Source organism: Arthrobacter koreensis (genome assembly GCF_009193255.1).
GTDB lineage: Bacteria > Actinomycetota > Actinomycetes > Actinomycetales > Micrococcaceae > Arthrobacter_B > Arthrobacter_B koreensis.
The window spans coordinates 151,637-163,715 of sequence record NZ_WACG01000008.1 but is presented as its reverse complement, the minus strand read 5'-3'; the positions used below and the strand labels follow the sequence as shown (position 1 = coordinate 163,715).

The 12,079-nt window shown below is 65.8% G+C and carries 9 protein-coding genes, 1 tRNA gene and 1 rRNA gene; 6 read left to right on the top strand and 5 right to left on the bottom strand.

Annotated features, from left to right (window positions below; all coding sequences use genetic code 11):
• From rrf to GD628_RS15755, 3 genes are all read left to right on the top strand, one after another.
• A 5S ribosomal RNA gene (gene rrf / locus GD628_RS17010) occupies window positions 1–72 on the top strand; the annotation flags it as partial.
• Between the two features lie 929 nt (window positions 73–1,001).
• Window positions 1,002–1,475: an SRPBCC domain-containing protein gene (locus GD628_RS16575; protein WP_091607945.1), complete on the top strand. Its 474-nt coding sequence runs from the start codon at window positions 1,002–1,004 to the stop codon at window positions 1,473–1,475.
• 9 nt (window positions 1,476–1,484) lie between these two features.
• Window positions 1,485–2,858: an FAD-binding oxidoreductase gene (locus GD628_RS15755; RefSeq protein ID WP_152275341.1), complete on the top strand. Its 1,374-nt coding sequence runs from the start codon at window positions 1,485–1,487 to the stop codon at window positions 2,856–2,858.
• A 15-nt stretch (window positions 2,859–2,873) separates the two neighbouring features.
• Here the strand turns inward: GD628_RS15755 and GD628_RS15750 are convergent, their stop codons facing one another.
• Window positions 2,874–4,613: a glycoside hydrolase family 13 protein gene (locus GD628_RS15750; RefSeq protein WP_152275340.1), complete on the bottom strand. Its 1,740-nt coding sequence runs from the start codon at window positions 4,611–4,613 to the stop codon at window positions 2,874–2,876.
• 198 nt (window positions 4,614–4,811) lie between these two features.
• Here GD628_RS15750 and GD628_RS15745 point away from each other — a divergent pair, with 198 nt between their 5' ends.
• On the top strand, window positions 4,812–5,567 hold the full coding sequence (locus GD628_RS15745; protein WP_091607938.1) for a DUF4190 domain-containing protein: 756 nt from the start codon (window positions 4,812–4,814) through the stop codon (window positions 5,565–5,567).
• 66 nt (window positions 5,568–5,633) lie between these two features.
• Here the strand turns inward: GD628_RS15745 and GD628_RS15740 are convergent, their stop codons facing one another.
• From GD628_RS15740 to GD628_RS15725, 4 genes are all read right to left on the bottom strand, one after another.
• Window positions 5,634–6,989, bottom strand: coding sequence for a DUF4032 domain-containing protein (locus GD628_RS15740; protein ID WP_091607935.1), 1,356 nt, complete (start codon window positions 6,987–6,989; stop codon window positions 5,634–5,636).
• Between the two features lie 113 nt (window positions 6,990–7,102).
• Complete coding sequence (locus GD628_RS15735) at window positions 7,103–8,191, bottom strand: ABC transporter ATP-binding protein (protein WP_091607932.1); 1,089 nt, start codon at window positions 8,189–8,191, stop codon at window positions 7,103–7,105.
• 167 nt (window positions 8,192–8,358) lie between these two features.
• On the bottom strand, window positions 8,359–9,126 hold the full coding sequence (gene otsB / locus GD628_RS15730; protein ID WP_152275339.1) for a trehalose-phosphatase: 768 nt from the start codon (window positions 9,124–9,126) through the stop codon (window positions 8,359–8,361).
• 5 nt (window positions 9,127–9,131) lie between these two features.
• On the bottom strand, window positions 9,132–10,598 hold the full coding sequence (locus tag GD628_RS15725) for an alpha,alpha-trehalose-phosphate synthase (UDP-forming) (RefSeq protein WP_193313297.1): 1,467 nt from the start codon (window positions 10,596–10,598) through the stop codon (window positions 9,132–9,134).
• Window positions 10,599–10,762: 164 nt separating this feature from the next.
• On the opposite strand from GD628_RS15725, the gene GD628_RS15720 reads away from it, so the two are divergent.
• Together GD628_RS15720 and GD628_RS15715 are read left to right on the top strand one after the other, a co-directional pair.
• A complete protein-coding gene (locus GD628_RS15720) occupies window positions 10,763–11,641 on the top strand; it encodes a DsbA family protein (RefSeq protein ID WP_091607924.1) in 879 nt (292 codons plus the stop codon).
• A 127-nt stretch (window positions 11,642–11,768) separates the two neighbouring features.
• A tRNA-Thr gene (locus tag GD628_RS15715) sits at window positions 11,769–11,845 on the top strand.
• Window positions 11,846–12,079 lie beyond the last annotated feature (234 nt).

Below are 12,079 nucleotides of genomic sequence, written 5' to 3'. Positions count from 1 at the left end.
CCGGAAGCTAAGACCCGCAGCGCCGATGGTACTGCACTCGGGAGGGTGTGGGAGAGTAGGTCACCGCCGGACAATCATTACAGGTTCAGGCCCCGCAGGGTTGCGGGGCCTGAACTGCTTTAACACCCCCGAACACCCACAGCCGGGGGCTCGTGGGTCGGGGGGCTGGTCTGGGGGCTGGTTGCCGGCCCGGACCGTTTGCCCGAACCGCCGGCCCGGACGGTTGCCGGGGGCCGGGGACGGTCACTCTTTGGGCCTGCACCCTGGTGCGGGCCCTTTCCGTGTTAACCGGCCGGTTCGGTCTGAACAGTTTGCCCGGACCGTGTGCCCGGACAATTGCCGGGGGCCGGGTGCCGGGGACGGGCGCGGGTACCGGGGCCGGCGGCCCGCGCTGATCGAGTGTGTTCTTTGGGCCTGCACTCTGGTGCGGGCCCTTTCCGTGTTTAACCAGCCGTTCCCCGTTCCCGGCCCCCGGGGTCGGTCTGGCCTGAACTAGGGGACCGGAACAGCTGGCCGGGCCGGGGTTTCCCAGTCCCTGTGACTCCTGGCCCCTCCCGGGACCACACCAGGCACCACCAGCCACGACGGGTGGGAACCACCGCAGTGCGCAACCCCAGGGGCCCCACCTGTCACGAGGGCTGGGAACCACCACCCTCGCGCAACCCCATCGAAAACACCGGTCACGACGGATGGGAACCACCGCAGTGCGGAACCCCAGAAGCCCTACCGGCCACGACGGGTGGGAACCACCGCAGTGCGCAACCCCAGGGGCCCCACCTGTCACGAGGGCTGGGAACCACCACCCTCGCGCAACCCCATCGGAAACACCGGTCACGACGGGTGGGAACCACCGCAGGAACCGGGTCCCAGAAGCCACATCAGCCACGGAGGGTGGGAACCACACGGTGGGGAGTCCCAGGAGCCACCGGCCACGACGGCTGGGAACCGCCGGGACGCTGCAACGGGGAACGAACCCCATACCGACTGCGTACTCTGGAAAAATGACTCCATCGCTTTTCTCCCACGCCCCGGAACCCGAGCCGGCGAAGTCCCAAGATCCCATCGCTGACGTAGTGCAGACCTGCACCGTTCCCCGTGAAACCGAAGAGGCGTTTCGTGGCTTCCACGAGTACCCCCACCTGTGGTGGCCGGAAGAGTTCACCACATTCGGCGAGGGAACACACGTGGAGTTCGAAGGCGGCGCCCTGGTGGAAACCAGCGAAGACGAAGAATCCGCCACTCGAGCTGTCGTCCGGGACATTCGGCCGGGGGAGCTGCTGGATCTGGAGTGGAACCCTGGCACGGGTTCTACTTCTGTCTCGATCGTCTTCACCGCGGAAGGCTCCGGTACTGCCGTAACGGTGACGCACACCGGCTTCGAGGCAGCCCGCGACGCCGCAGCGCGGCGCGCAGAAGCAGAATCTCTGTGGCGCAACGTTCTGCAACGATATGGCCGTTTCATGGGCGCCCGGTAGCCTTCTTGCATGAGCCTGCCTGCCCTGCATGACCTGGAAGTGTCCATCCCCGGCATCCGCATCGACACGGACCCGGAGACACTGACAATGTACGCCCGGGACCAGGGCCCGGTGCAGGAACTCATCGATCCCCTCGCGGTCGTCTGGGCGGAATCGGTGGCCGACGTACAGGAGACCCTGCGTTGGGCGTCGCGCACCGGGACCGCCGTCGTTCCCCGCGGCGCAGGCACCGGAGTGTCCGGAGGAGCGCACGCCACCCGCAACTGCATCATCCTCAGCCTGGAGAAGATGAACCGCATCCTGGATATCCGTCCCGGCGACGAACTGGCTGTGGTTGAGGCCGGTGTGGTCAACGCGGACCTCAACGACGCAGTGACGCCGTACGGGCTGATGTATGCGCCGGACCCGGCCAGCTACAAGATCTCCACCATCGGGGGCAACGTCGCCACCAACGCCGGCGGCCTGCGCTGTGCCAAGTACGGCGTAACCAGGGACTCGGTGCTGGCACTGGACGTAGTGCTGGCAGACGGCACGCTTATCCACACCGGGCACCAGAGCTTCAAGGGCGTAGCCGGATATGACCTCACGGGCCTCTTCACCGGCTCGGAGGGTACCCTCGGCATTGTCGTTGGCGTGACGGTCCGGCTGCGGTACCTGCCCAGCGACGTACGGACCGTCGCGGCTTTCTTCCCTGACTTCCGCACCGCCGCTGCAGGCGTCCTGGCCGTCGGTGCGGCACGGGTTCAGCCGTCCATCATGGAACTGCTCGACGGCGCCACGATGGCGGCGCTCGACGGCGCCCACGGCTCCGACCTGGGTAGCCGCGGAGGCGCGCTGCTCCTGATCCAGACAGACGGCTTCGGTGCCGAAGCAGAAGCCGCGGCCGTTCGGGCTGTCCTCACCGAACTCGGCGGCACCGTCAGCAGCGAAGGTTCAGAGGAAGCCGAACGGCTCCTGGAGCTGCGGAGGCACAGCCGCGGGGACGACGTCGAGCATGAGATCCGCGTGGGCGAGGACGTCGCCGTGCCGCGGTCGCAGCTGGTGCACTACGTCGCCGAACTCGAGCGCATGGCAGGGGACCACCGGGTCCAACTCAAGGTGGTGGCACATGCCGGCGACGGCAACCTGCATCCCACCTTCTGGATCGCCTCGGAGGAAGGTGCCGGCGGCGTCGAACGGCTCAATGCCGCGCTGGACGAATCCATCACCATTGCCCTGCGCATGGGTGGGACCATTACCGGCGAACACGGTGTTGGACAGTTCAAGCTGCGCTGGCTGCCGCAGGAGCAGCAGGCCGAAGTGCTCGCACTCCAGCAGCAGATCAAAGCCGTCTTCGACCCGGCCGGGATACTCAATCCAGGCAAAGCGATACCTGAGGTTTAGGCAGCCACCCGGCGCCTAGGACGGGACGCGCATCCACACGGCACGGTTGGGCCGGAGCCTCGTATGTTCCATGGCGCAGGGGGAGCTTTCGCGGATTATCTCGAACTCCGGCAGTTCCACCGGTTCGGTGCCCATGTTCATTGCCGCCAGGACGTTCCCGTTGACGAACGCGATCAGCCCCACGGCATCGCGCTCCGGCCACCAGGCCAGGGACCCGTGGCCCAGGCCCAGTTCCCGGCGCAGCGCAAGTGCATCCCGGTAGAGGTTCAGGGTTGAGTCGGGATTGCGTTGCTGGACATCACGCGCGTTGGCTCCCCACACATCCGGCTGGGGCAGCCAGGACTTGCCGGTGCTGCTGAACCCGTACGACGGCGCGTCCGCCCGCCAGGGCAGCGGCACCCTGGATCCGTCCCGGCCAATCCGCAGGCCCTCGCTTCGATGGAAGGTTGGGTCCTGTCGGAACTCTTCCTGGATCAATGTGTGGTCCGGCAGTCCTAGTTCTTCGCCCTGGTAGAGGTAGACGCCGCCGGGAAGGGCCAGCATCAGCAGCGTTGCGGCACGCGCCCGGGCCAGGCCGACGGCGTGATCCGGCTGCGCATCGTCGGGGCCAATACCGTCTCCGAGGCGCAGCTCATTGCCGTTGAGACCCAGGCGGGAGACGTGGCGGACGACGTCGTGGTTGGAGAGGACCCAGGTGGTGGGGGCGCCGACCTTGTCGAAGGCTTCGAGGCTGGTGGTGATGATGCGGCGCAGTTCGTTCGGGTCCCAGGGGTGGTGGAGGTAGGCGAAGTTGAAGGTTTGGTGCATTTCGTCGGAGCGGACCCAGTCGGTGAGCCGGTCCAGCGGATCGATGGTCGCTTCGGCGCAGAGCACGCGGTCGCCGTCGTATTCGTCGAGGATGTTCCGCCAGGAGCGGTAGATGTCGTGGATGCCGGCTTGGCCGAACATGGGGGCTGCTTCGCCGGGGAAGCCTTCGGAGGAGGCACCGTCGGCGCGTCCGCCCCAGTCCGGGAGTCCGCTTTTTTTGATCAGGGCGTGGGCGACGTCGACGCGGAAGCCGCCGACGCCGCGGTCGAGCCAGAAGCGCAGGATGCGTTCGAATTCGTCGTGGACGGCGGGGTTGTCCCAGTTGAAGTCCGGTTGGGAGGAGTCGAAGAGGTGCAGGTACCACTGGCCGGGGGTGCCGTCGGGGTTCCGGACGCGGGTCCAGGCGGGTCCGCCGAAGTGGGACTGCCAGTTGTTCGGCGGGTTTTCGCCGTGTTCGCCGGTGCCGTCGCGGAAGATGAACATGTCCCGGGCGGGGGAGTTTTCGGGTGCGGCGAGGGCTGCCTGGAAGAGGGCGTGCTGGTCGGAGCAGTGGTTGGGGACGAGGTCGACGATGACGCGGATGCCGTGGTTTTTGGCGGTGGTGACGAGGTTGTCGAAGTCGTGGAGGGTGCCGAAGAGGGGGTCGACGTCGCAGTAGTCTGCGACGTCGTAGCCGGCGTCTTTTTGGGGGGAGACGTAGAAGGGGGAGAGCCAGATCGCGTCGATGTCCAGTTCGGCGAGGGTGGGGATTTCGGCGGTGATGCCGGGCAGGTCGCCGATGCCGTCGCCGCGGAGGTCGCGGAAGGATCGGGGGTAGATCTGGTAGATCACTGAGGACCGCCACCATTGCCGTTCCCGGTCACTGTTGGCTTCATGGACCGGGACCAGGCGGAGTTCTCCGTTTCGCGTGACAGGTACGCCGGGAGCGTTGTCCATGAAAAGAATCATCCCTCTAATCTCGTATGGTCTGAATACGCCTACTTAAACGCGGCTGCATGCCCGATTGTGCCGAGCTGCGCACGTGAGAAGTCGCACAGCCCATCGCTGCAGGTCAGACCCAAAAACTTGCCGATGGTTCAGGCGGCGCAACACGATAGGCTGGCATTCGAACCCCAAAACACCATCAGTCACTTTTTCGGGAGAAGCATGTCAGAGAACCGCAACGACGTCCCGGGCGGTCCTGCCGGGGAACCGCAGGAACAGCCCTGGGCCAAGCCATCCGGGGACGCCGCCCCGGACGCTCCGGAGAACACCCCCGGGGACGGGGCTCCGACGCAGCCGCTTTACGGCAGCTACGAGTCCGCCGGTGGTGCCGCGTCCTCTCCGGATGCCCCGGCGGCCCCATCCTCCCCGGATGCCCCGGCGTCCTCCGCCACGGAAAACCACCCGTCTGCTCCGGGGACCGCTCCGGGTGCGTGGGCCCAGCCGAACCAGCACAGCCAGCCTCAGCCGCCGTACGGCCAGCAGGCACCCGGCCAGCAGGCGCCCGGCCAGCAGCCGACCTACGGCACGGGGTACGGTGTTCCGCCGGCACCCTACGGGTACCCCGGGAACTACCAGGCTCCGGCGCAGCAGCCGGGCAAGACCATGGGCATCGTAGGCCTGATCCTGTCCTGCCTGTTCTTCATCCCGTTCGCGTCCCTGGTGGGCGTGATCCTCAGCATCGTGGGACTCGTGCAGTCGCGCAAGGCCAAGATGAGCAATGGGCCGGCGCTTGCCGGCATTATCATCGGCGGTGTCGTCTTTATCCTGACACTCATCGCCACCATTGCGATCTTCGTCTTCGCAGTGGACCAGGTAGGTACGCTCTTCGAGGTCTGTGAAGACCTCGGACCGGGCACCCACTTCGTGGACGGCGAAATCTACGAGTGCGGCGTCGACAGCCTCCAGCAGTCGCTCTAGCCGAACCATAAGAGGAAAGGCCGGGACCCCAGGGTCCCGGCCTTTCCGTCTGTCCTGGCTGCGCAGCTAGCCCGGTGACGCTCCGCTCTCGAGGATGCGCATGGTGGTGGTGTCCGGGTTGAGCAGGATGGCGGCCTCATCCCGGCGGTGGCGCAGCTCGTTGTCCAGGTAGGACTGTACGGCTTCTGCCATGGGTACGTTGCGGTTCTCCTGCTCGGACATGTACCACCGGTGCTCCAGAACCTCATGCACCAGTTCTGCCTGCTCCAGCTTGCTGCCAAGCTCCCGCGGCACGGCCTTGACGATCGGCTCGAAGACATGGGTAACCCACAGGTGGGCGCTCAGTTCCTCGTCCATCTCGGGGTTGTTGTCCGCCCGGTAGGAGTCAAGGTCATTCAGCAGCCGCCGGGCCTGGTTCTCCTGCGCATCCAGTCCGGTGAGCCGCAGCAGCCGCCGCTGGTGGTGCCCGGCGTCCACCACCTTGGGCTGGAGCTGCACCTGCGAGCCGTCCGGCGTGGTGCGGATGGTGAGTTCGTCGACGTCGAACCCCAGCTCGTTGAGGCGGCGGATCCGGGCGTTGACGCGCCAGCGTTCACCGAGTTCGAAGGATTCCTGCTCGGTGAGTTCCGCCCAGAGGTTCCGGTAGCTGTCCATGATGCGTTCGCTGGTCGCCAGGGGATCGATGCTCTCCTCCACCAGGCCGCCCTCGGCGAGGTCCATCAATTCCCCTGCAATGTTCACGCGGGCAATCTCCAGGTCATATTCGCGCTGGCCGCGGGAGAGCTCGGGGTACAGCTCACCCGTTTCGGCGTCCACCAGGTATGCGGCGAAGGCGCCGGCGTCACGGCGGAACAAGGTGTTCGAGAGCGAGACATCGCCCCAGTAGAAGCCCGCCAGGTGCAGCCGCACCAGCAGCAGGGCCTGCGCGTCGATCAGACGGGTCAGCGTGACTTCGCGCAGGGTCTGGGAAAACACGGCTCGGTAGGGCAGGGAGAAGCGCAGGTGGCGCGTCACCAGCACCGGAGCCAGCTCATTGCCCTCCGGGTCCTGGCGGCCGGTAATGACCGCCACCGGAGCCACGCTGGGGACGTTCAGCCTCCGCAGTTTGCGCAGCATGTGGTATTCCTGCCGGGCCACGTGCTCGCTGGTTTCCTTGATGGCAATGAGTGAGTCGCCCATGCGGGCAAAACGGACAACGTGCCGGGAGATACCGCGCGGCAGGGCGGCGAGGTTCTCTTTGGGCCAGTCCTCCAGAGGGATGGACCAGGGCAGGTCCAGGAGTGCCGGATCCATGGAAGCCGCGGTGATGTTCAGCGAACCGAGCGGTTCCTGCGTCGCCTCGGCGTGGCTGCGGGGGAGCTTGCCGGGCTGCTCCCAATTGGTTGGTTCATCACGCCAGTTGGCGCGTGGTGCTTCTGTCATGGGCGTTGATGCCTTCTATCGGCGCTGGGATGGGGGTTAAACCAGTGCGGTGGCCTTCTCCTGAAGTCTAGATCAGGGGATAGGCCACCGCACGCGCACAGTGTTGCTAAAGGCTACGCTTCGTCAGCAAGTCGCTTGCCGGTGCTGGTGTCAAAGAGGTGAACATGGCCGGCCTTCGGCGTTACGTACAGCGTGTCACCCTTGGCCGGAGGCCTGCGGGCGTCCACGCGGGCCGTGATCTCGTGCTCCTGGCCGTCAAGGAACGTGTGCCCGTAGACGAACGCATCTGCGCCGAGTTCCTCGACTACGTCCACTTCAACCTTCAGGCCTTCGCCGTCCGGCGCCACGTCCATGTCTTCCGGGCGGACACCGAAGGTGACGGTGTTGCCGGCCGCGGCGTCGAGGATGCTGCGGGGGACGGGATACACCGTGCCGCCAAACGTCACGCCACCTTCTGTGACCGGCAGTTCCAGCAGGTTCATTGCCGGGGAGCCCATGAAGCCGGCGACGAAGACGTTCATCGGCTTGTCATAGAGGTTCCGGGGGGTGTCCACCTGCTGGAGCACGCCATCCTTCAGTACGGCGACGCGGTCGCCCATGGTCATGGCCTCAACCTGGTCGTGCGTGACGTAGACGGTGGTGACGCCCAGGCGGCGGGTCAGCGAAGCAATCTGGGTGCGGGTCTGCACACGCAGCTTGGCATCGAGGTTGGAGAGCGGCTCGTCCATCAGGAAGACCTGCGGGTTCCGCACGATTGCGCGGCCCATGGCCACGCGCTGGCGCTGGCCGCCGGAGAGGGCCTTGGGCTTGCGGTCCAGGTAGTCCTCGAGGTCGAGGAGCTTGGCTGCCTCGCGGACGCGCTCCAGGCGCTCCTCCTTCGGAACGCCGGCGATCTTCAGGGCAAAGCCCATGTTGTCCGCCACGGACATGTGCGGGTACAGGGCGTAGTTCTGGAACACCATGGCAATGTCGCGGTCCTTGGGCGGAACATCGGTGACGTCACGGTCACCAATGAGGATGCGCCCGGAGTTCACGTCTTCCAGCCCGGCGAGCATTCGCAGCGAGGTGGACTTGCCGCAGCCCGAGGGGCCAACGAGCACCAAGAACTCGCCGTCGGCGATTTCGAGGCTGAGGTTATCGACTGCGGGGCGCTCGGTGCCCGGGTACAGCCGCGTAGCTTGGTCAAACGTTACCGTTGCCATGATATTTCCCTTCACGGGCAGGTACGTGCCCGACGATCCGTTGTGAATGGGTGGATGTTCAGTTGTGAAACAGCAGTGAAACAGTGACGGACGCCACGGAAGCGTTCACTGGTGGCAAGTATGCCATGTCCGTCAAGCGGGCAGAAGCAAAACGGGTAGCCGGGAGGTTAATTCCCGACGGCGGCGAGGCGCAGCCCGTGCAAATGCTCCAGGACGGCGCCAAACTCCTCCGGTGACCCAACCCGGAACTGCGCCGTGGTTTCCCCGGGGCCTACCTTGATTCCGACGTCCCCGTCCTTGAGCACGGCGAACCCCCGCTCGTCGGTGACGTCGTCTCCGGCAAACAGCACTCCGGTAGCGCCGGTCAGCTCGCGCAGCGCCTCGATGCCCTCTCCCTTGTTCGCGTGGACCACGGAAGCTTCCAGGACACGCTTGCCATCCGTGACCTGCACGCCGTCCAGCTCCTGGAGCCGGGCGCGGGCTGCGTCCACCGCGGCAGCGGCGTCGTCGTCGGAGGCGCTGCGTGTATGCAGGACCACGCCCGCCGGCTTGTCTTCGAGCCTGCAGCCGTCCCATGACCGGGCCACCTCAGCGACGGCGGCGCGGGCCCGGGCCAGCAGGTCAGCCTGCTCCGGGGTGAGCTGCAGCGGCGCGGCGTTGGGGCCGGTCCAGGTCTCGGCGCCGTGGCTGCCGACCAGCAGGGTTTCCGGCTCGGGGCCGGCCACTGCCCGCAGGCTGTCCAGGGCGCGCCCGGAAATCAGCGCCGTCGCGGTGTGGGGCACGCTGGCTAGGGACCGCAGTGCCGCAGCCGCGGCAGGGAGCGGGCGAGCGTCCTCGGCCCGTTCCACCAGCGGGGCCAGGGTGCCGTCGAAATCGACGGCGACCAGCAGGCAGTCAGTGGCCGCGAGGGTGGCCAGGGCAGAACGCAAATCCATGGGTATCACTGGGCTTCACCTTCCAGGCGCAGGGCGTTGAGGAAGTTCTGCGACCAGCGCTCGACGTCGTTCTGCAGTACCTGCCGGCGCATCAGGCGCATGCGGCGCTGGGCTTCACGCGGCTGCATCTGGATCGCGGAAACGATCGCGTCCTTCAGCCGGTCGATGTCATGCGGGTTCACCAGTACCGCCTGGCGGAGCTGGTCCGCGGCCCCGGCGAACTCGCTGAGCACCAGGGCTCCGGTGTTCTCCGTCCGCGCGGCCACATACTCCTTGGCCACCAGGTTCATGCCGTCCCGCAGGGCCGTGACCAGCATGACGTCCGAGGCCAGGTACAGGGCCACCATTTCCTCCACCGGATAAGAGTGGTGCAGGTAGCGGATGGCGGTGTTGGACATGGTGTCGTAAGTGCCGTTGATGCGGCCGACCGTGCCCTCGACCTCTTCGCGCAGCAGCCGGTACTGCTCCACGCGTTCGCGGCTGGGGCTGGCCACCTGGATCAGGGCGGCGTCCTCGACGCTAATTCGGCCGTCCTCCAGGAGTTCGCCGTAGGCCTTCAGCCGGTGGCTGATGCCCTTGGTGTAGTCGAGGCGGTCGACGCCGAGCAGAATGACCTTCGGGTTCCCGAGTTCACGCCGGATCTGCTTGGACCGCTCGATGATGTCCTCGCGGTGGGCCAGTTCGGTGATCTGGTCCACATCGATGGAGATCGGGAAGGCCTCGGCCCGGGAGACATAGCTGTTGCCTTCCTCATCGGTGATGTGGACCTGCTGCTGGCGAACCGAATGGCCGGCGAAGCGGCGGACGCAGCGCAGGAAGTTCGCAGTGTCGCTGGGGCGCTGGAACCCGATCAGGTCTGCGCCCAGCAGGCCGGCGATGATGTCCCGGCGCCACGGCAGCTGGGCGAAAATCTCCAGCGGGGGGAAGGGGATGTGGTTGAAGAAGCCGATCTTCAGGTCCGGGCGTGCCTTGCGGAGCATCTGCGGCACCAGCTGCAGCTGGTAGTCCTGCACCCAGACCGTAGCGCCCTCGGCGGCGACTTCGGCAGCGGCTTCAGCGAAGCGGCGGTTGACAGTGCGGTAGGAATCCCACCAGGTTCGGTGGAACTCCGGCGGCGCAATGACGTCGTGGTAGAGCGGCCAGAGCGTGGCGTTGGAGAAACCCTCGTAGTAAAGCTCTACCTCGGAGGCGCTCAGCGGTACGGGCCGCAGGTGCATGTTGTCATGGTCAAACGGTTCAAGTGTTTCGTCCGGGGCGCCGTGCCAGCCCACCCACGCGCCGTCGGCCTTTGCCATGACCGGCGCAAGCGCCGTCACCAGGCCGCCGGGGGAGCGGCGCCACTTGTCTCCGCCCTCTGATCCGTTGTCCGCCACCCGGTCCACGGGCAGGCGGTTGGAGACCACTATGAAGTCGTAATCGCCGTACCCGTCCGTTGAAATCTCAGTTTTCGATTCAGCGGCAACAGCGTTCACTTTTTGCACTCCTCAGTTGACTTCTTTGTTCGCCACTCTATCCAACAGGGGAACCTTTGTACCCACCCCGGGCGTTGACGGTGAGGTGCAGGGATTATCGTTGTCCCTGAAGACCGTGTACCTGATGCCGCCCAACGGTGGCCGTTTGAGAGACAGAAGGAACTATGACCGACCGGAATCCCAAGGTCACCAAGGCCGAGCGCCAGGCCGCGGCCCGCGAAAAGGCACGGGCCCTGCGTGAGGCACAGCTGAAGAAAGAGCGCCGCAACAAGCTGTTGACCCGCTGGGGCATCGTCGCTGGAATCGTCGCCGTGATCGTGATCGTCGCTGTGATTGTCGTCAACAGTGTCCGCGGCGGGATCCCCGACGCCGGACCGGCTCCCGCCACCGGCAACGTCAACGGCGGGTTCACGCTGACCTCCACCACATCACTGGAACCGGCGGACACCGGTGAGGTTGACGTGAACAACCTCCCGGAGGCGACCACCACGAATGAGGCCGGCGATACCGTTCCGGCAGGAGTGGAAGCCGCGGCACCCGGAGAACCGGTTCAGATCGTTGAATACGTGGACATCAACTGTGTCCACTGCGCCGATTTCTCCTCCACCTACTCGGACCAGGTCAAGACCTGGCTCGACGCCGGTGATGTCACCCTCGAATACCGCACGGTGGCATTCCTGGACAGTGGCTCTCCGACCAACTACTCCTCCCGCGGCGCGAACGCTGCCGCCTGCGTCGCTGACACCAACCCCGAGTCCTACTGGGACTTCATGAAGGCGATCTTCGCCCAGCACGCCTCCGGTGAAATCAACAACGCCGCGCTCGCAGACATGGCCGAGTCCGTTGGCGCTACCGACGCCGCGGACTGCATCCAGAATGACGGTTTCCGCACGTACGTGAAGTACTCCGACGCCCTCGCACGCGAAGCCGGCGTTGCCGGAACCCCGACCGTTTACGTCAACGGTGCCGAGGCGGACCTGAACTCCTTCGTGGATACGGTTCAGAGCGCCATCGACGCCAACAAGGCTGAGGCCTCCTCCTAGTCCACCGGGTCCGGCTGCCCGCCGGAGCGGAACCGCTGCTGGTTTCGTTCCGGCGGGCATGCTGGGCTAACCTTGTCTAGCGCTGTTGTACTGCACGTATGACGCCGCGGGGCCGGCAACGGCCCGCGCCTCCTTAGCTCAGTTGGCCAGAGCACCTGTCTTGTAAACAGGGGGTCGCCGGTTCGAATCCGGCAGGGGGCTCCACGAAGCCCCTCCTGGTCATTTCCGATCAGGAGGGGTTTTCCTGTGTCAGCCCAACAAAACCGGCCAGCTGACCTGTTTGATATCTATTTGTGTCCTAAAGCGGCGTAGGCAAAGAGCAATGTTCGCTATTCTCATGAAGGAACAACGCACAGACTCAAGCGCCGGGCCGAAGCCGGTGATTTCCATGGGGGTGGAATCACCGGCTCCGGGCCGGCACCTGTCTTTAACCGTCGT